Origin of the sequence: Afifella sp. YEN Y35 (genome assembly GCF_047553465.1) — a bacterium.
Classification (GTDB): domain Bacteria; phylum Pseudomonadota; class Alphaproteobacteria; order Rhizobiales; family Afifellaceae; genus Afifella; species Afifella aestuarii.
Genome location: NZ_CP180203.1, coordinates 2,703,608 through 2,722,405, shown reverse-complemented (window position 1 = coordinate 2,722,405; position 18,798 = coordinate 2,703,608). Strand labels below are relative to the sequence as shown.

Here is an 18,798-nt window from a genome sequence, read left to right as displayed (position 1 = left end):
GGAGAATGACATGCATCATCATCACAACCATCCGGGCGCGGAGCGCGGACATCATCGTTTCGGCGGCGGTCGCCGTCACCGGCACGATGCGTGCGGCGATCAGGGCCGCGCGTATTTTGAGGACGAGACCTTCGAACGGGACATGTGCGACGACGAGGCCGAAGGCTGGGACGGTTTCGAGCCTGAGCGCAGGGCGAGAGGAGCTGGCCGCGGCGATGCCCGCAGGCCGGACGATCGCCAAGACTTCGGCGATTGGGAGGCTGAAGGCGGGCGTCACGGTCGCCATGGTCATCCCTTCGGGCACGAGTTTGGACGCGGCGGCGGCCATGGGCATGGCCATGACGGTCCCCATGGCGGGCCTCGTGATGCGCTTCATGGAGCGCCCCGGGGCGGTCCCCGCGGCGGCTTTGGTGGCGGCCCGCGGGGTGGTCCCCGTGGCGGCTTTGGCGGTTTCGGCGGCGACCCCCGGGGTGGTCCGGATGGCGGCTTCGGCGGCGGGCACGGAAGCCATGGCGGTGGGCGCGGACGCGGCGGGCGCATCTTCGACCAGGGCGATCTGCGCCTCGTCATCCTGACGCTGATCCGCGACGAGCCGCGCCACGGCTACGACCTCATCAAGGCGATCGAGGAAAAGCTCGCCGGCGCCTATGTGCCGAGCCCGGGCGTCGTCTACCCGAACCTCAGCATGCTGGAGGAGATGGGCCACGCCTCGATCGAGGAGCGCGACGGCCGCAAGCTCTATGCGATCACCGACGAAGGGCGCACCTATCTCGAAGCGCATGAGACGCTGGTGAAGACGATTTTCGCGCGCATGGAGAAAGTGGCGGCGGCGCAGCCTTCGCGCTCCGCACCGGAGGTGCTGCGGGCTTTCGAGAACCTCAAAATGGCGCTGTCGCTCCGCCGCGAGCGGGGCGCGCTGTCGAAGGAGGAATCGCAGGCGATCGCCGCAATCCTCGACGAGGCGGCGCGCGCCATCGAGCAGAGTTGACCCTGCACGGCAGCCATGCTGAAGCGGCATGGCTGCCGCGCCTTTCTTCTTTGCGTCAAATGGTGCAAGGGCGGGCTTCCCCCCATCCCAGAGGTTCCCCTTGCTCCCCTGGCTCAAGCTCGATACGGCGCCGCTGCCGGCAGGCGGCGAAATGCGTCTCATGCAGCGCGGCGGCGATTTCGCCATCATGGTCGGCCGTGCCGAACTGATGAATTCTCGCCAGAGCGGCTCCGAAGAGGCGCTGGCGCATCTCGCCTGCGCGCGGATTTCAAACCGCAAGCGCCCGCATATTCTGATCGGCGGCCTCGGCATGGGGTTCACCTTGCGTGCCGCACTCGCCGATCTTCCGCCGGAGGCGCGCGTCACCGTCGCCGAACTCGTGCCGGCCGTGGTCGCCTGGGCCGGCGGACCGCTGGCGGAGCTTTACGGCACGAGCCTCGCCGATCCGCGCGTCACGATCGTGGAGGAGGATGTCGCCCGGCTGATCGCCGAGGCGAACGGCAGCTATGATGCGATCCTGCTCGATGTCGACAATGGGCCGGACGGTCTCGTCGCCGAAGACAACGAAGCGATCTATGCCTGGCGCGGGCTTGGTGCGGCGCGCCGGGCGCTGACGGCCGGCGGCGTGCTCGCGATCTGGTCGGCGGCCCCGGATCGCGCCTTTGCCGAGAGGCTGCGGCAGTCGGGCTTTGCCGTTGCCGAACAGAAAGTCAGGGCCCGCTCCAACGGCGCCGGCGCGCGCCATGTCATCTGGCTTGCGACGCGCAGCTCCGGCGATCAGGCGGCACGGCCGGCGCCGCGGCGGCGGGTGCGGCGCTGAAAGCCTGACGCGCATACGCCTGACGCCCATACGCCTGACGCGCATGCCCCTGGCGCCCATGCCCTGACGTCCGCGTCGCCTGGGGCGGGCGACGGACGGCTGAGAATGCGCTATGGCGGGGAAATGCACCCCGTCCTTCTGCCGTATCAGCCCTTCTGACCTGACCATGACGATCGACCTTGCCCTCGTCTTGGCGCTTCTCGGCGCTGCGATCGTGATGTTCGTCGCCAACCGCCCGCGCATGGATGCGGTGGCCGTGATCATGATGGTGGCGCTCCCCTTCACGGGCGTGCTCACCGTTTCCGAGGCGCTCTCGGGCCTGTCCGATCCCAACGTCGTGTTGATCGCGGCGCTCTTCATCATCGGCGAGGGCCTGGTGCGCACCGGCATCGCCCAAAGGCTCGGCGAGCGCATCGTGGCGCGCGCCGGCGGCAACGAGGCCCGCCTCATCGTCCTGTTGATGGTGACGGTGGCACTGGTCGGTTCGGTGATGAGCTCGACGGGCGTGGTGGCGCTCTTCATCCCGGTGGTCCTGCGCGTCGCCCGCTCTGCCGATCTCGCGCCCGGACGCCTGATGATGCCGTTGAGCGTCGCCGGTCTCATCAGCGGCATGATGACCCTCGTGGCGACGCCGCCGAACCTCATCGTCCATTCCGAACTTCTGCGGCAGGGTTTCGAAGGCTTCGGCTTTTTCGCCATCACGCCCTTCGGCGTGCCGCTTCTCGTTCTCGCGATCGTCTACATGCTCTTTGCCCGCCGTCTCCTGCCCGGCAAGCCGAAGAAGGCGGGCGGAGCGGTGCGCCCGCATCTCTCCGACTGGGTGGAGGAATACGGGCTTGCCGGGCGCGAGGGGCGGCTGCGCATCGAGCCGGGTTCGTCGCTCATCGGTCACCGTCTCAAAGATCTCAATTTGCGCTCCACCTCGGGCGTCAACGTCATCGCGATCGAGCGCGGCCGCGGCTTTGCCCGCCATCTCATCCGCCCTCTGGCGCAGACGCAGCTGCACGAGGGCGACATCCTCTTTCTCGATGTCTTCGTGCCGACGATCGACATCGACGATGTCTGCCAGCGTTTCGGCCTCGCGCGGCTGCCGCTGTCCGGCGCCTATTTCACCGACCGTTCGCAGGAAATCGGCATGGCGGAGATGATGGTGCCGGTGGAATCGAGCCTGATCGGCCGCACCGTCGTCGAGGCGCGCTTCCGCTCCGAGACCGATCTGGCCGTCGTCGGCCTGAAACGCGGACGCAAGGCGGTGACGACCTCGATCCTCGACGAGCCCCTGAAGCTCGGCGACACGCTTCTCGTCTTCGGGCCGTGGCGGGCGATCCGCGCTTTGCAGGCGGAGGGAAGCGACACCATCGCCCTCAATTTGCCGGCCGAACTCGACGATGCCCTGCCGGCGCCGGGGCGCGCGCCCTATGCGCTTGCTTCCGTTGCGCTTCTCGTCGGGCTGATGGTGTCAGGCGTGGTGCCGAACGTGCAGGCGGCGTTGATCGCCTGTCTCGTCATGGGGCTTTTCGGCTGTGTCGACATGACGAGCGCCTATCGGTCGATCCATTGGCAGAGCCTCGTTCTCATCGTCGGCATGCTGCCCTTTTCGCTCGCTTTGCAGAAGACGGGCGGCGTCGATCTCGCCGCGGATGCGCTGCTGTCGGTCGTCGGCGACGCCGGCCCGCGCGCCGTTCTCGTCGGCATCTTCATCGTGACGGCGGCGTTCTCGCTGTTCATTTCCAACACCGCGACGGCGGTTCTGATGGCGCCGGTCGCCGTCGCCGTCGCCGCCGAGCTTCACGCCTCGCCCTATCCCTTTGCGATGACGGTGGCGCTGGCCGCCTCGTCCGCCTTCATGACGCCGGTCTCCTCGCCGGTGAACACGCTCGTCATCGGACCCGGCGATTACACCTTCATGGATTTCGTGCGCGTCGGCGTGCCCTTTGCCGGCATCTCGCTCGTCGCCACCGTGACGCTCGTTCCGTGGCTCTTGCCGTTCTGACGAGGGTCAGCTCGCCGAAGCGAGGTTCTGCGTAACGAGCCTGAGCGGCGGGACCGCGCTCGAGGCGGGTCCGACGGCGATGCGATTGCGCCCGCCGCGCTTTGCCTCGTAGAGGCGCTCATCGGCGAGACGGTAGAGGTGGTTGAAGGTGCTTCCGCCCGAGACGCTGGCACCGCCGATGCTGACGGTGAGCTGGTGCGGACATTCCTGTGGCGCAAATGAAATCGTTTCCACCTTGCGGCGAATGCGTTCGGCGATTTCGCCGGCATCGACCGTGCCGGGCAGGAAGACGCCGAATTCCTCGCCGCCGAGCCGGCCGACGATGTCGTCGATGCGCATACTGGAGCGGATCGCCGCTGCGATGACGCACAAGGCCTCGTCCCCGCATTGATGGCCGAAGCGGTCGTTGATGCTCTTGAAACGGTCGGCGTCGATGACGAGGAGGGTGCCCGGACGCCTGTTCTCCAGGCTGTCCTTCGTCTCGCCAGGATTGCCGACACCATGCAACCAGTCGTCGACGAGGCTGGAGAAGGCGCGCCGCGTGAGACAGCCGGTAAGCCCGTCGAGCGAGGCGATGGTGTTGAGGCGATGGTTGGTCTTCGCGAGCTGCCGAAGCTTCAGCGACAGATAGAAGAAGGACGGGGCGGCGAGGATGAACGCCACCACGGCCGAGCTGAACAAAGCCCGCGTCAGCGCCGGATCGCCGAGATCGCGAAACATCAAGAAATTGAAGGAAACAGCGAAGACGATGCAGAAAAGGGTGCCGAGCGTCGTCCAGCGCAGGATCTGCATACGTCCCCGCGGAGAAACTTCTGAAAGCATGGGTGCGCCGAACCTTCCGTTCCGCCACGGAAACTAGCCCCTATTCCTGAACAGGACTTTGGCGAGTTCGCAAAATTTGTAACTGTTTGCTGGCGTAGTTCGCAACTTATGGCCGCGGGCGCCGAAATGCGGGGATCGGAGGGGCGCGACATATCGCCGGCCGGGCTTTGACCGGCGTGGCGGCCGACGCCACTTCAAGGGTGATGCGGCGCGTGACGCCCGGCGGGACCTGCGCGCGACCCTGGCGGACCCCCGGTGTGGGCCATGTCTGTGGGTCTCGCGGCGGCAGAAAGCCTCGGGGAACGGCAGCGCCCGATGCCTGGCGGGCGGGAGGTTCGGATGGTGCGGGACATTCGGGAAGAGGGACGCGACGAGACGGCCCTGAGCCGCGGCCATGCCGCGGAGGCGCGAGCCGATGTCGCCGTTCATGCCGCGCCGCTCGAGACGGTGTTCGACACTTTTGGCGCAAGCCGCGACGGGCTGAGCACGGCGGAGGCGGCCGACCGGCTTGCCCGCTTCGGGGAAAACCGTCTGCCCGTCGCAAAGCCGCGCGGACCGCTTCTGCGTTTCCTCGCCCAGTTCGACAATCTTCTGATCTTCGTGCTGCTGGCGGCGGCGGTGGTGACCGCGCTTCTGGCGGAATGGATCGACATGTCGCTGATCCTCGGCGTCGTCGTCATCAACGCCGTCGTCGGCTTCATCCAGGAGGGGCGGGCGGAAAAGGCGCTCGAGGCGATCCGCGGCATGGTGAGCCCGCACGCGTCCGTTCTCCGCGACGGGCGGCGCCTCACCGTGCTGATCGAAGAGCTGGTGCCCGGCGATATCGTGCTTCTGGAGGCGGGCGACCGCGTGCCGGCGGATCTCCGGCTCTTCCGCGCCCGCGGGCTTCGCATCGAGGAGGCGGCGTTCACCGGCGAATCCGTGCCCGCCGACAAGGCGCTGGGCGAGGTCGCGGCGGATGCGCCGATCGGCGACCGCAGCTCCATGGCGTTCTTCGGCACGCTCGTCGTCAACGGCCAGGGCGCCGGCGTGGTCGTCGCGACCGGCGAAGCGACGGAGCTCGGCCATATCACGCAGCTTCTCTCCTCGGTGGAGCAGCTGACGACGCCGCTTCTGCGCCAGATGGACATTTTTGCGCGCCAGCTCACCTTCGTCATTCTGGGCGCTGCGGTGCTCGTCTTCCTGTGGGGCGTTTTCCTCACCGGCTATGCCTGGGAAGAGGCCTTCATGGCGGTGATCGGACTTGCGGTGGCCGCGATCCCGGAAGGCCTGCCGGCGGTGATGACCATCACGCTCGCCATCGGCGTGGAACGCATGGCGCGCCGCAACGCCATCATCCGCCGCCTGCCGGCGATCGAGACGCTGGGCTCCGTTTCCGTCATCTGCTCCGACAAGACCGGCACCCTGACGCGCAACGAGATGATCGTCTCCTCCGCGATCCTGGCCGATGGCGAGATCGAGATCGTGGGTTCGGGCTATGCCCCGGAGGGTGAGCCCATCAGAAACGGCGAGCCGGTCGACAAAGAGGCGCATTTCGCGCTCGGGCTTCTCGCCCGCGCCGCCCTTCTCTGCAACGATGCAAGCCTGCGCCAGACGGAGGACGGCTGGGTCGTCGAGGGCGACCCGATGGAGGGGGCGCTCGTCACCTTTGCCGCGCGCGCCGGCTGGCACTGGGAGACGACGCGCGGCGCCTTTGAGCGGCGCGACGAGCTGCCCTTCGATTCCACCACCCAGTTCATGGCGACGCTGCACCAGGAGGATGACGCCCGCATCGTCTATGTGAAGGGCGCGCCCGAATGCGTGCTTCAGATGTGCGACCGCCAGGTGGATGAGGCTGGCGAAGTGCCGCTCGACCGGGCGAAATGGCAAAGCCATGTGGAGATGCTGGCGGCGGACGGGCGCCGGGTTCTGGCCTTCGCGGCCAAAGTGGTGGGCGACAGCGTCGACGCGCTGTCGCCGGCCGATGTGGCGGGCGGGCTGAGCCTCATCGGCCTCGTCGGGCTCATCGATCCGCCGCGCGAGGAGGCGCGCGAGGCCGTCGCCGATTGCAGGCGCGCCGGCATTGCCGTGAAGATGATCACCGGCGACCATGCCGCGACCGCCGGTGCGATCGGCCGCAGGCTCGGCTTGAGCGGCGATGTCGCCGTCTTGACCGGACCCGAGCTCGATGAGATCGGCGAGGCGGAGTTTCCCGCCCGCGTCGCCGCGACCGACGTCTTCGCGCGCGCCAGCCCCGCCCACAAGCTGCGCATCGTGGAGGCGCTGCAGGCGCAAGGCGCGGTCGTCGCCATGACCGGCGACGGGGTGAACGACGCGCCGGCCCTGAAACGGGCCGATGTCGGTGTCGCGATGGGGAAAAAGGGCACCGAGGCCGCCAAGGAGGCGGCCGACATGGTGCTCGCCGACGACAATTTCGTCTCGATCGTCGCCGCCGTGCGCGAGGGGCGCACCGTCTACGACAATCTCAAAAAGGTCGTCGCCTGGACGCTGCCGACGAATGGCGGCGAGGCGGCGGCGATCATCGGCGCCATGTTGTTCGGCCTGACGCTGCCGGTGACGCCCGCCCAGATCATCTGGATCAACATGGTGACGGCCGTCACCCTCGGGCTGACGCTCGCCTTCGAACCGACGGAGCCCGGCACCATGGCAAGGCCGCCGCGAAAGCCGGACGAGCCGCTCGTCTCGCCCTTCCTGTTGTGGCGGATCGTCTTCGTCTCGGGGCTCTTCGTCGTCGGGCTGTTCGGCATGTTCAATCTCGCGCTCTGGCGCGGCGAGAGCGTGGAGACGGCGCGCACCATCGTCGTCAACACCATGGTGGTGATGGAAATCGCCTATCTCTTCTCCATCCGCTATATCGGCGGCCCCTCGCTCACCTGGCGCGGCCTGATGGGCACGCGCGCCGTTCTGATCGGCGTGGCGATCCAGATCGCGGCGCAGCTTCTCTTCACCTATGCGCCGCCAGCGCAGTTCATTTTCGCAAGCCGCCCGCTGTCGGCGAGCGAAGGCGCGATGATCCTCGGGGTGGGTGTGGTGCTGTTTGCGGTGCTGGAGGTGGAGAAGGGGGTTGTGAGGCGGTGGAGGGGGTGAGGAGGGAGGCCCTGGGCCTCCTGACGGTTTGCAACAGGAGGGCGCCTTTCAGGGCGCTCCGCGCAACCGCTCAGCCGGCATTCTCCATCAGCAAACGCCCGACTTCCTTTGCGCCGACGAACTGCGACAGGAGGCGGTAGTTGTTTTTCTCGTGACGGATGCGCCCGGCCACGATCGCAGGATGGACGCCGGCTTCGTGTGCGAGAGAAAGGATGTTGCGCACATTCGGGTTGGAACGCGCTGGATGTTTCTCCCAGAGGTCTGACGGGATCAGCGCTTCTTGGGCCCATTCGTCCGCTTCACGCTCCCGCACGTCATCGCGGTCATGGTTGCGTTCGCGCAGTTGCAGGTCGTCGATGAACATCTCGTCGTTGCCTTCGAGGAAATGGCGGCCAAGATGCGCGAGTTCGTGCAGGAGGCAGAACCAGAAATTGTCGAGGCGGTCGTATCGGATCGTCATGCCCACCACCGGCACGTCTTCGACGGTCCAGAGTGCCGCGCCGTCGAGATAGGTTCTCGGCATATGGGCGGCGACGACCAAGGCAATGCCGTGCTGCGCGAGCTTCTCCCTCGCCAGCTTCGGCCCTTCGTCGAACGTGCTCAAACGGGCCAGGTCGCGCAGGAATTCAAGATCGATCGTACCTGTCTCGTAGCGGCCTTCGAGACCAGCATCGCGTGCCCTGCACAGGATGTGAAGGCACCAGGCCCGCAAGGCATCGACGTCCGTTTTGGCGTTCGCACGCGCGCCGTGACCCTGGCGGAAGAGCGCTTTCGGCAAAGCTTCCTGGCCGCCCGCACAGGCGATCAGGCTTTGCACGATCTCTTCCGCATGGTCTTTCAGGTTTTCTGTCTTCTTGATCCAGCCACGCCGCACCATTTCGGCGAGGGGAAAACGGTCGAGGTCGATTCCCGTGGGAGCTTTCGGCAAACCTCCGTCGCCGATCAGAATCTCCGCGGGGATGCCGAGGTGCTTGTGCAGAGCTCGGATCATCTTCAGCGTGAGGTCCCGCTTGCCATGGAGCACCTCGGAGGCTTTCGCGCGGCTTCCGAAGATCGGCGCGAGGTCGCTCTGGTTCATGTCGAGCTGCTGCATGCGAAACTTGATGGCCTCGACCGGGTCGGGCGTGTCCATCGGGAAGTGCTGGTCCTCATAGACTTCGACCAGCGTCGCGAGCACGTCGAGTTCGTCGTCTTCTGCCGGAGAGCGGCCCATCTCCATGAGCGCTTCGACACGGGCGAGAGCGGCGGCATAGTCCTGGTCTGAATGAATGGGCCGAATACGATAGTCACTCATCGTCACACCTCCTCCGCATCGATCTGGTCGTACTCCTTATGGGTCCCCAGAAAGCGGACAAATCCGATCCTCTTTGCGTAGTCGAACTTCACGATCAGGCGATATTTGTTCCCGCAGATGTTGAAGACCACGCGCCCGCCTTTGAGAATGCTCGCATTGCGGTATTGAGCCTTGATGTCTGCCGGCGATGCCCATTCCGCCCGCCTGGCCTCTGCCCACCACACATCGAGTTGCGCCTTCGCATCGGGAAAGCGCTCCCCGAAAGCGATCAGCCTGGGCCGAGCAATGATCCTCATATATGAGGTTTATACAGGGAGCTATTACGGCGTCAATTTAATATGTTCCCGTAATGGGAGCAATTCAAGGTGCGCGAGAATTGCACGGAGTTGTCGAGGGCTGAGCCGCCCCGGCTGAGATCCAAACGACCGGCTGATCCCATCTCTCCCCGTGCCGCCCCCGAGGCATCTGCGTGTCGCTTTCCGGCAAGCTTGCAGAGGGTGTCTCGGGCATGGGGGCGGCGGTGTTCGTGCGGGCGATGTTTTGGTCCGGTTGAGCCTGTCTTGATCCTTCAGGATTGGGTTGTTCTGGCCGCTGTCATCGTCGCTTTGCTGGACATCGCAAAAATCCGCGAAATCTAGGTTCCTGGTGGACACGCCTGCGCGGCGTGCGAGCGAGCCGCCGAGCGACGACTTGGGGCGAAGGCTGAGCTGAAAAGCCGGCCGGAGACCTCGGGTCGGGTGAAGGCGGGGGGGGGGCCGTGATCGTGGTCAACGTGATCGCGCTGAACGTGAGCGTGGTGAAAGTGACCGCGGTGAAAGTGACCGTGGTGAAGGTGGTCACGGTGAAAGTGAGCGCGGTGACATTGAACGCCGCGACATCGGCGACCGAAATGCATTCAGGCATCGGGGAAAAATATGTTTCAGCTCGTCACGAGCGTCTGGGCGCTTCTCTTCGGTGTCTTCCTGATCATGGTCGGCAACGGCATGCAGTCGACGCTGATGGGTGTGCGCGGCGATCTCGAGGGGTTTTCGACGTTCGAGCTGTCGCTCGTCACCTCGGGCTATTTCCTGGGCTTTCTGGTCGGCTCGCGCTGGACGCCGGAGATGATCCGCAAAGTCGGCCATGTGCGGGTCTTCGCAGCCCTCGGCTCGTTGATGTCGGCGGGGCTCATCGCGTTTCCGCTTCTGACCGATCCGTGGTCGTGGACGATCCTGCGCCTGATGCTCGGCTTCTGCCTGTCCGGCATCTATGTGACGTCGGAAAGCTGGCTCAACGACCGCGCCACCAACGAGACGCGCGGCATGCTGTTGTCGTCCTATATGGTGGCGCAGATGCTCGGCATGGTGGCGGGGCAGGGGCTTTTGAATTTCGGCGATGCGGCGGGCTTTTCTCTGTTCGTCTGGGCGTCGATCCTCGTCTCGCTCGCCTTCACGCCGGTGCTCTTGTCGGCCGTGCCGATTCCGGCGGTGCAATCGCCCAAGGCGATGTCGCTGCGCCAGCTCTACGATCGCTCGCCGACGGCGGCGGTCGGCACGCTGGTGCTCGGCGGCGTGTTTGCGGCGCAGATGGGCATGTCCCCGGTCTATGGCGCCAAGATCGGGCTCGATGTGCGTGAGATCTCGGCGCTCGTCGCCGCCCTCTTCACCGGCTCCTTCCTGTTTCAGTTTCCGGTCGGCCGGATGTCGGATTTCATGGATCGGCGGGTCCTGATCCTGACGCTGTCGGCGGTCGGCGCTGTGACCTGTGGCGTCGCCTTCACCCTGTCGGGAAACCTGATCGCGCTTCTGGCGGCCGGGCTCGTCATGGGCGGCATGGCAAGCCCGCTCTACTCGCTCCTCATCGCCTACACGAACGATTACCTCGACCACGAGGATATGCCGGCGGCGGCGAGCGGCATGGTTTTCATTTACGGGGTCGGCGCGATCGCGGGCCCGCTGATGACCGGCCAGGCGATGGATCTCGCCGGCCCGCAATTCTTCTGGGTCATCCTGGCCGTGCTCTTTGCGATCATCGCGGTCCATACCGGCTGGCGCATGTCGCAGCGTCCGGCCCCGGCCGGCGATGATTCCGCCTATGTCAGCGTGCTGCCGAACTCTTCGACCGTCGCCGTCGAGGCGGCCTATGAATGGTACACCGAGGCGGCGTCGGAGAGCGACGAGGAGGAAGGCGCCGAGGCCAAATCGGACAGCGGCGAGGGCGCGCCGGAAACCGATGAGACGGCCTTGGATGGCGACGAGCCGGCCTCGGAGGCCGAGGAGCCGGCGCCGGAAAACCTGCAGCACAAGGAAGATTACGGGCCGGAATACGTGGACGACGACGAGAACGCGCCGCCCGAAAAGGATCGTTAGGCCGATCGTTTTCTGAGGTCATGTCGCCCGCTGGCGCCGGTTCGCCGTGCGCAAAGCCCTCCGGCGGGTTTCATCTCCCGGAACCGGCGCGGCTTTTTGGCTTTCGCCGTTTTCTCCACACGCCAGGAATGCTTGACTGTGCCGCCCCCAGGGGCTTGCCTTTCGGGGACGGCCCTTCTCCCCCCCTGGCTTCGAAGAAGACGGAACATCCTTGAATGGCGACGACCGATCTCGCGAGCCGCGTTTACGATCACACCTGGAAGCTCGACCCGATCGTTCGCTCCCTGCTCGACACGGATTTTTACAAGCTCTTGATGTTGCAGATGATCTGGCGTCTGCACCGCGACACCAAGGTCACCTTTTCGCTGATCAACCGCACGCGCCGGGTGAAGCTCGCCGAAGAGATCGACGAGGCGGAGCTGCGCGATCAACTCGATTATGCCCGCTCGCTCACCTTCACCAAGAAGGAGATGATCTGGCTCGCCGGCAATTCGTTTTATGGCCGCTCGCAGATCTTCGAGCCGGAATTTCTCGCCTGGCTCGCCAAATTCCGCCTGCCGGAATACGAGCTGAAGCGCGTCGACGGGCAGTTCGAGCTCGATTTCCACGGCCCCTGGACGCACACCACGATGTGGGAGATCCCGGCGCTCGCGATCGTCAACGAGCTCCGGTCGCGCGCCGCCATGCGCCCGATGGGACGCTTCGCGCTCGATGTTCTCTATGCGCGGGCGAAGGCAAAACTCTGGGACAAGGTGGAGCGGCTGCGCCAGCTGCCGAATTTGCGGCTCTCCGATTTCGGCACGAGACGGCGGCATTCCTTTCTGTGGCAACGCTGGTGCGTGGAGGCGTTGAAGGAGGGGCTGGGCGACGCCTTCATCGGCTCCTCGAACGTGCTTCTGGCGATGGATGCGGATCTGGAGGCGATCGGCACCAACGCGCACGAGCTGCCGATGGTGGAGGCGGCGCTGTCGCCCGACGACGCGGCGCTTCGGGGCGCGCCCTACCGGGTGCTGCGCGAATGGGAGACGCTCTACGGCGGCAATCTCCTGATCGTCCTGCCCGACGCCTACGGCACGACGGCGTTCTTGAAGAACGCGCCCGACTGGGTCGCCGACTGGACCGGCTTTCGCCCCGATTCCGCCCCGCCCATTCCCGCCGGCGAGGAGATCATCGCCTGGTGGCGGTCGAAAGGGCGCGATCCCTCAGAAAAGCTTCTGATCTTCTCCGACGGCATGGACGTCGACACGATCGAGGAAACCTACCGGCATTTTTCCGGCAGGGCGCGCATGTCCTTCGGCTGGGGCACCAATCTCACCAACGATTTCCGCGGCTGCGCGCCGGAGCCCTGCGGGGCGCTCGATCCGATCTCGCTCGTCTGCAAGGTGAGCAGCGCCAACGGCCATCCGGTCGTCAAGCTCTCCGACAATCCGCGAAAGGCGAGCGGGCCGGAAGAGGAGATCGAGCGCTATCTGAAGGTCTTCGGCTCCAAGGGCCGCATCGACCGCGAGGTTTTCGTCTGAGCTTTTGTGAGACGATGCGGGTCTGCGTGGCTGACGCGCTGAGCGGGCGCAATCAGCGCCGGCGATGCGTCGGGGCGTGAAAATCCGGCGGCTTGTTGGCGATCCAGGCGAGAAATTTGGCGATCTTCGGATGGGCGGAGACGGACGTTCCCTCCGCTTCAAAGCGGGCAAGATCCGCATTCGAGAAGACGGCATGGAGCGTGCGGTGGCAGATCGGGTGGATCGGCACCGTTTCCCGCCCGCCGCGGCTTTTGGGCACCGGATGATGCCATTCGACGCGCCGCCCGAGCGGGCGCCCGCACAGCCAGCAGATGTCGGTCGAGGGATCGCTTGAGACCATGTGGCAGGCGAGATAGGCGCTCCGAGCCGCAGAATAAAGCGATCCGTGCCTCGAGACTGGGGGCGCCGACACGGATCCGACGCCCCCAGGGTGATTATGGCCGCCCAGACATGACTGCCCAGACATGGCCGGCCCAGACATGGCCGGCCCAGACATGGCCGGCCCAGACATGACCGGCCCAGATATGACCGGGTGGTCAGGCGCGGCCGGACCCGAGCTCTTGGTCGGACGGTGCCGTGTCGCGCTTGGCGAGATCGCCATGTCGCGTCCAGATCGTGCCGTCGATCTTGCCGGCGAGCTCCGGATAGAAGTCGTTGTCGAAGATCGGCTCCTGGCCCGCTTTCTTCTGCTTGAAGTAATCGTGCGTGAGCTTGGTGACCGTCCCGGACAGGGCGACGATGGCGATGAGGTTGATGGTGGCCATCAATCCCATGGACGCATCGGCCGTGTGGAAGACGGTGCGCACCGATTGCAGCGATCCCCAGATCACCATCAGGAGCGCGGCGACGCGCAGCACGGTGAGCCCTCCCTTGCCGCCGAAACCGAGGAAGGTCATGGCGTTTTCGGCATAGGAGTAATTGCCGATGATGGAGGTGAAGGCGAAGAAGAAGATCGCCACGGCGACGAAATAGACGCCCCAATCGCCGATATGGGCGGAGAGCGCGTTCTGCGTCAGCTCCGTCCCCGTCACCTCCTGGCCGGGCGTGTAGACGCCGGACAAGAGGATCATCAACGCGGTCGCCGAACAGATGAGGAGCGTGTCGATGAAGACACCGAGCGCCTGCACCATGCCCTGGCTGGAGGGATGGTGCGGGTCGGGCGTGGCGACGGCGGCGATGTTCGGCGCCGAGCCCATGCCCGCCTCGTTGGAGAAGAGGCCGCGTTTGACGCCGTTGAGCATGGCTGCGGCGATGCCACCGGTGACGCCGCCCGCCACTTCCTCGAGCCCGAAGGCGCTTTTGACGATGAGCGCGAAGACCCCCGGCAATTCGGCATAGTGCACGATGAGCACATAGAAGGCGACGATGAGATAGGCGATCGCCATGAAGGGCACGACGATCTCGGCCACCCGCGCCACCTGCCGGATGCCGCCGAAGATGACGATGCCGGACAGAAGGGCGAGGCCGAGCCCGATCCAGAGTTTCGGAACACCGAAGGCCGCCTCCACCGCATCGGCGATCGAATTCGCCTGCACGGCATTGAAGACGAGGCCGAAGGAGAGGATCAGGAAGACCGAGAAAAGCCCGCCGAGCCAGGGCAGGCGCAGGCCGCGGGCGATGTAGAAGGCGGGTCCGCCGCGATAATCGCCGTCTTCGTTGCGCACCTTGTAGAGCTGGGCGAGCGTCGATTCCGCATAGGCCGTCGCCATTCCGACGAGCGCCACCATCCACATCCAGAAAATGGCCCCCGGTCCCCCGAGGGTCAAAGCGACGGCAACGCCGGCGAGGTTGCCGGTCCCGACGCGCGAGGCGAGCGACACGGTGAGCGCCTGCAAAGGCGAAATGCCGGATTTGTCGCTGGAGCGCGAGCCGCGCACGACACGCAGAAACTCCGGAAAATGACGAAACTGAATGAAGCCGAGCCTGAGCGTGAAGAACACTCCGACGGCCAAAAGGCCGTAAATGAGGACGTAGCTCCACAAAATGTCGTTGGTGAAATCGATAACAGCGTCCAGCATCCCATCCCCTCGCTGAGTGAGCCTGTTGTCGAGCCCGAGAAATCTGCGTGACGCAAAATTTCTTAGTCCGCAAAGAAGGTAAGTTTCGACAGCGGCGTGAGTTGCTTGGAGAAAGCTATAATGATGATAAAAACTGCCGAGGCGCCGCGGACGACGGCTTTTCAAGCCCCTTCTGGCAGCCAATACTGCATAGCCAAGTGACTGATCCGCAAAGGGTCGGTCGTGGACAGTCGGCCCAAGATCCGGCGCGAGAACGGTCCCGTTCGTGAGGCCGTGAAACGGCGAAAGAATCGTCCTAGTTTGCCGCCATGTCCTACCGCATCGTTCTCATCGATTTCGACGGCACGCTCGCCGACACCCGCCGATCGGTCGTTGCCTGTATGGGCCGGACGCTCGCCGAGTCGGGCTTTGCGATGCCGGAGGAGGAGAAGATCCAAGAGGTGATCGCGGCCGGCCTGCCGCTCGATGAGGCCGTGGCGGTCCTGGTGCCGCAACTGACGCCGGAGGAGATCCCTCGCTGCGTTGAAACCTATCGCGACAGGTATCCGGCGATCGACGCCGAACATACGCAGCTTTTTGAGGGGGCGCACGAGACGCTCGCCGCCTTAGAAGAGGCGGGCATGGCGGTCGTGGTCTTGTCCAACAAGGGCGTGAGAGCCATCGAGGCGACGCTCGACCGCTTTGAGATCGAGGTGAGCGCCATCATCGCGGCCGAGCCCGGCGCGCCGATGAAGCCCGATCCGGCGGTCTTTCATGAGCGGGTCGCGCCGTGTTTCGGCGCGCGGCCCCTCGGCGATTATCTGATGGTCGGCGATACGCGGGCCGACCTCGCCTTTGCCAAAGCGGCCGGCATCGCCGCCTGTTTCGCCCGCTACGGCTATGGCGACGCGTCAGACTGCCTGGCGCTCGCGCCCGAGCATGTCATTGCAACGCTCGGCGAGCTCAAGGCGCTCGTCTGCGGTCCGCCTGCGGTGACGGAAGAGGCTTGAATGAGGTCTGCCCGCCCCGCAGGCCGTGCAAGTCAGTTCAAATCAGTTGCAGCGTTTGATGACGAAGGTGAAGACGTCGCCCTCCGTGCGCGATTCCATCAGTTCGTGACCGCTCGTCTGGCAGAAATCCTGAAAGTTTCTGACGGTGCCGGGATCCGTCGCGACGACTTCGAGCGTGCTGCCGGAGGGCAGCTCTTCCAGGACTTTCCTGGCGCGCAAGAGCGGCAGCGGGCAATTGAGCCCTTTCGCGTCGAGAACCTGATCAGCCATGTTTTCCTCCCGCCGTCCGGGCGCAATACCGGCCAGGCGCAATGCCGGCCGGGCGCTTTGCCGGTAGGAATCAAATGGCCCCCGGCAAGGGGGTTGCCGACGTGACGCAATGGCACAGCGTGCCGTTTTCGCGGCTTGGACGCGGGTGCGGCGGAGGCCCGGCAGACGGCGGAGAGCGCCGGTTTTCTTGACGTGGCGGCGCAGACGGCGTCAGGCGCGGGCGGCGGCGGCCAGATCGAGATCGGCGATCAAAGGTAGGTGATCGGAGGCGCGCCGCCCGGCGGGGTCGATGAAGCTCTTCACGATGAGGCCGGCGGGGCGCCCATAGATCCGGTCGAGCGACAGGAGCGGCAGATGCGCCGGAAAGGTTCGCTCCGGCGTGCGCTCGGGCAGGGCCTGAAGGAGAACCTGCCGCACGGCGCCGCGCCACTGCCATTCGTTGAAATCGCCGAGCATGATGGCGGCCGCCGCGTCCGGGCGGGTGAGTTCGGCGGCGAAGCGCGCCTGATGGCGCCTTTCGGCGAAGCCGAGACCGAAATGCGCGGCGACGACATGCAGCTTCCCGCCGGGCGTGTCGACAAGCGCGTCGATGACGGCCCGCCTCTCGCGGCCTTTGATGGAGATGTCATGGGTGTGGGTGCCGGCGAAGGGAAATCGGCTGATCAGCATGTGGCCGAATTCGCCGTCGGGCGCGATGATCGTCTTCGCATGCGTCGCATGGGCGCCGAGCCCTTTGCCGAGCCCGGCGCCGAGCCCATCGCTGAGGCCGGCGGCAAGGTCGTCGAAGGCGGAGATCGCCTCGGCGGCGCTGCGGCGGGAATCGACCTCCTGCAGCGCGACGATGTCGGGATCGTGCGCCGCGACGATTTCCTTGACGCGCTCGAGGTTGCGCCGGCCGCCCCAGGGGGCGCCGCCATGAATGTTCCAGGTCATGACGCGCAGCCGCGTCTTGGGCCCCGGCGTTTCTGTCGTTTCGGAAGGCTCTCGTGTCTGCACCTGGGCATACGCGGGGCCGGGCGCTGTGGTTCCGGGCGAGACTGCGGGCTAGCCGCTTTTGCGGCGCCGATGCGGACTGCCCTTGCGCCGGATGCGCCCGAAGAGAGCGATCGGGCCGCGCGGATCGAACAGGCGGGTGCCGGGCATCAGCTTCTTGGCGCCGTGCGTCGTCACCTCGGGAAAATCGATGAGGCGCTTGTTGTGGGTGTTGAGCCGGTCGATCACCTTCACCAGCGTGCCTTCTTCCGCGCTCACCTGGGCGAGCGTGTCCGGCGTGCAATCGAGATGCTCGGCAAGCAGCCGGTCGCGCAATCGGCGGATGACCTTTTGGCAATCCTCGTCGCGGGCTTCGATGGCGAGATCGCATTCCTTGTCGAGGCCGGTGGAGCGCCGGTTGAGATTGGAGGAGCCCACCCGCAGCAGCCGGTCGTCGATGATGAGAACCTTGGCATGCACCATGATTTCCAGATGCGGATCGACGGAGGCCACCGGATGGTAGATGCCGAACCGGCCATAGCGGTCGCACTGGCGCATGCGGCGGATCATGCGGTTCAGATTGCCGCCCATGAACCAGCCTTCGATCATGCCCTGATTGGCGCGCGTGATGACGGCGACGACCTCCGGCCCGTCCTTTTCGGCGAGCCGCGCTTCGAGGATATCGCCGACCTTGTCGTCTGAGAGATACTGGTTCTCGATATAGATCGTATCGCGTGCCGATTTGAGCGCGTCGAAGGTGAGGCTCTCGATTTCGCGCACCTCGCGCTCTTTCTCGATGGCGGGCACGGTGCGGGCAATGCCGATATCGATATCGCTGAAATCCGGATCGAGATCCTCCGGCCAGAGATCTTCGATGCCGCCTGCTTTGCCGTCTTCTGGCAGGTTTTCCGCCGACGGAATCGCCGCTTTCTCCTCCGTCGCCGCCTCCCAATGACCGCGGGCGAGCTCTGCGATCGAGCGGGCGACGGGGCCGTCGACCATCATCACCATGTCGTGGATCGGTTCGTAGGAATTGCCGGAGGTGGTGCGCCTGGCCGGCTCCTCCGGTCTATGGTGGCTCGTATCCCAGCGGTTGATGGTGAGGTCGATGCCGCCGACGAAGGCGAGCACGCCGTCGATGACGACGATCTTGCGGTGCTGCACGCCGTAGGCCGGGTGATGGTTGTCGAGATGCAGCGCAATGCGCGGATGCTCTTCCCAGTCGGCGCCGACGATGAGCGGCAGGGTCGCGCTCGGCGTGTGCACCGGCGACAGGTTCCAGATCAGGATCTGGACCTGAAGGTCGTCCTTTTCCTCCACCAGCGAGCGCAGCAGCGTGCCGAGCGTTTCGGAGCCTTCCTTGTCGGGGCGCAATTGCGCGCTCGCGTCGAAGTCCCAGCCGATGATGAGGATCGAGTGCTGTGCCTTGCGCAGCGCTTCGTCGAGACGGCGGAAATACGCGGCACCGTCGATGAGGAGGCTCGCGCGCCGCGCCTTGTCGATGCGCCAGCAATTGTGCCCGGGCTCCAGGATGGGTGCGAACGAGCTTGCGGACTGCCTGGCCTCGTCATCCGGAGATGGGCGGGCACGGGACATGTCGGTTTTGGTCGAGCTTTGCGGCAAAGGCATCCTCGAAAGCTTGAAAAATTGTGCTGATACGCACCTCATCTGCGGCGC

At 65.5% G+C, this 18,798-nt stretch carries 15 protein-coding genes; 7 read left to right on the top strand and 8 right to left on the bottom strand.

Annotated elements, in window-relative coordinates; translation table 11 throughout:
* The first annotated feature begins 10 nt into the window (after positions 1–10).
* From ACK8CP_RS12940 to ACK8CP_RS12930, 3 genes are all read left to right on the top strand, one after another.
* On the top strand, positions 11–988 hold the full coding sequence (locus ACK8CP_RS12940; RefSeq protein ID WP_414832082.1) for a PadR family transcriptional regulator: 978 nt from the start codon (positions 11–13) through the stop codon (positions 986–988).
* 100 nt (positions 989–1,088) lie between these two features.
* Positions 1,089–1,808 carry a spermidine synthase gene (locus tag ACK8CP_RS12935; protein WP_414832081.1) on the top strand — a complete coding sequence of 240 codons (720 nt, stop codon included), beginning with the start codon at positions 1,089–1,091 and terminating at the stop codon, positions 1,806–1,808.
* A gap of 166 nt (positions 1,809–1,974) precedes the next feature.
* The gene (locus tag ACK8CP_RS12930; RefSeq protein WP_234629689.1) at positions 1,975–3,801 is read left to right on the top strand and encodes an SLC13 family permease; all 1,827 of its coding nucleotides are present in this window, start codon (positions 1,975–1,977) and stop codon (positions 3,799–3,801) included.
* A gap of 6 nt (positions 3,802–3,807) precedes the next feature.
* On the opposite strand, the gene ACK8CP_RS12925 is transcribed toward ACK8CP_RS12930, so the two are convergent.
* Entirely contained in the window at positions 3,808–4,623 is an 816-nt protein-coding gene (locus ACK8CP_RS12925; protein WP_414832080.1) for a GGDEF domain-containing protein, read from the bottom strand.
* A 339-nt stretch (positions 4,624–4,962) separates the two neighbouring features.
* Here ACK8CP_RS12925 and ACK8CP_RS12920 point away from each other — a divergent pair, with 339 nt between their 5' ends.
* Positions 4,963–7,710, top strand: coding sequence for a cation-transporting P-type ATPase (locus tag ACK8CP_RS12920; RefSeq protein ID WP_414832079.1), 2,748 nt, complete (start codon positions 4,963–4,965; stop codon positions 7,708–7,710).
* A 70-nt stretch (positions 7,711–7,780) separates the two neighbouring features.
* Here the strand turns inward: ACK8CP_RS12920 and ACK8CP_RS12915 are convergent, their stop codons facing one another.
* Both ACK8CP_RS12915 and ACK8CP_RS12910 read right to left on the bottom strand, forming a co-directional pair.
* The gene (locus ACK8CP_RS12915; protein WP_414832078.1) at positions 7,781–9,004 is read right to left on the bottom strand and encodes an ImmA/IrrE family metallo-endopeptidase; all 1,224 of its coding nucleotides are present in this window, start codon (positions 9,002–9,004) and stop codon (positions 7,781–7,783) included.
* Positions 9,005–9,006: 2 nt separating this feature from the next.
* A complete protein-coding gene (locus ACK8CP_RS12910; protein WP_414832077.1) occupies positions 9,007–9,300 on the bottom strand; it encodes a type II toxin-antitoxin system HigB family toxin in 294 nt (97 codons plus the stop codon).
* Between the two features lie 618 nt (positions 9,301–9,918).
* Between ACK8CP_RS12910 and ACK8CP_RS12905 the strand changes: the two genes are divergently transcribed.
* Together ACK8CP_RS12905 and pncB are read left to right on the top strand one after the other, a co-directional pair.
* The gene (locus ACK8CP_RS12905; RefSeq protein WP_414832076.1) at positions 9,919–11,352 is read left to right on the top strand and encodes an MFS transporter; all 1,434 of its coding nucleotides are present in this window, start codon (positions 9,919–9,921) and stop codon (positions 11,350–11,352) included.
* 215 nt (positions 11,353–11,567) lie between these two features.
* A complete protein-coding gene (gene pncB / locus ACK8CP_RS12900) occupies positions 11,568–12,872 on the top strand; it encodes a nicotinate phosphoribosyltransferase (RefSeq protein ID WP_414832075.1) in 1,305 nt (434 codons plus the stop codon).
* Between the two features lie 52 nt (positions 12,873–12,924).
* Here pncB and ACK8CP_RS12895 read toward each other — a convergent pair whose 3' ends face one another.
* Positions 12,925–13,284, bottom strand: a complete 360-nt coding sequence (locus tag ACK8CP_RS12895; protein WP_414832074.1) for an HNH endonuclease — start codon at positions 13,282–13,284, stop codon at positions 12,925–12,927.
* A gap of 124 nt (positions 13,285–13,408) precedes the next feature.
* On the bottom strand, positions 13,409–14,887 hold the full coding sequence (locus ACK8CP_RS12890) for an alanine/glycine:cation symporter family protein (protein WP_414834257.1): 1,479 nt from the start codon (positions 14,885–14,887) through the stop codon (positions 13,409–13,411).
* 311 nt (positions 14,888–15,198) lie between these two features.
* Here ACK8CP_RS12890 and ACK8CP_RS12885 point away from each other — a divergent pair, with 311 nt between their 5' ends.
* A complete protein-coding gene (locus ACK8CP_RS12885) occupies positions 15,199–15,879 on the top strand; it encodes an HAD family hydrolase (RefSeq protein ID WP_414832073.1) in 681 nt (226 codons plus the stop codon).
* Positions 15,880–15,921: 42 nt separating this feature from the next.
* Here ACK8CP_RS12885 and ACK8CP_RS12880 read toward each other — a convergent pair whose 3' ends face one another.
* The 3 genes from ACK8CP_RS12880 to ACK8CP_RS12870 all read right to left on the bottom strand — a co-directional run bounded on the left by ACK8CP_RS12880 (position 15,922) and on the right by ACK8CP_RS12870 (position 18,717).
* Positions 15,922–16,149: a sulfurtransferase TusA family protein gene (locus ACK8CP_RS12880; protein WP_128292162.1), complete on the bottom strand. Its 228-nt coding sequence runs from the start codon at positions 16,147–16,149 to the stop codon at positions 15,922–15,924.
* A 210-nt stretch (positions 16,150–16,359) separates the two neighbouring features.
* Positions 16,360–17,082: an endonuclease/exonuclease/phosphatase family protein gene (locus ACK8CP_RS12875; protein ID WP_414832072.1), complete on the bottom strand. Its 723-nt coding sequence runs from the start codon at positions 17,080–17,082 to the stop codon at positions 16,360–16,362.
* Positions 17,083–17,193: 111 nt separating this feature from the next.
* Complete coding sequence (locus ACK8CP_RS12870; RefSeq protein ID WP_414832071.1) at positions 17,194–18,717, bottom strand: phospholipase D-like domain-containing protein; 1,524 nt, start codon at positions 18,715–18,717, stop codon at positions 17,194–17,196.
* Positions 18,718–18,798: the final 81 nt, after the last annotated feature.